We start from the raw sequence: 475 nt of genomic DNA on the forward strand, positions 1-475 counted from the left end.
CGAAGAGATGATGACTATGACATTTACAGTTAAGAATGTTGTTTTACACGAACTGCTACGTGATGAAGATAGTGGCGAGTTGCAGTTGCATCTGAACAATGGCAAGGCTCCGTGTGGTTTGAGCTCAGAGTTGCTGGTTCAGCAAATGAACACCACGTTCACAAGCAAATCAAGCAATGGATTTGGTTACTTTGATGATGAGTTCGCTGACTCTGATGTCGCTTGTTATGCCATTGACCATTTGGTGAAAGGCGATGCGTCGTTCCTGGCTATCTCAACCAAGCTGGCTGAAAAACTTCAAGAAGAACTTGTGAGATACCCATTTGCAGATTCTGGCGTGCTGGTCTTTGCTGAGTACGAGCTGTTAGCTACTCGTTACCTCATGATTGGTCTTGTTCCTAAAGTGCACTCATTGACCGCTAGCTCTGAATTGAAACTGGCAGATGTGGATTATCTTGACGCGACTCATATGGCC

Annotated in this window: 1 protein-coding gene; it reads left to right on the forward strand. The window is 45.1% G+C overall.

The features are described from left to right. Nucleotides 1–16: 16 nt before the first annotated feature. The coding region (locus AW165_RS18530; protein WP_171254270.1) for a nucleoid-associated protein at nt 17–475 on the forward strand (459 nt) is incomplete at its 3' end.

It is taken from the genome of Acinetobacter sp. LMB-5 (genome assembly GCF_001541635.1).
Lineage (GTDB): Bacteria > Pseudomonadota > Gammaproteobacteria > Pseudomonadales > Moraxellaceae > Acinetobacter > Acinetobacter pittii.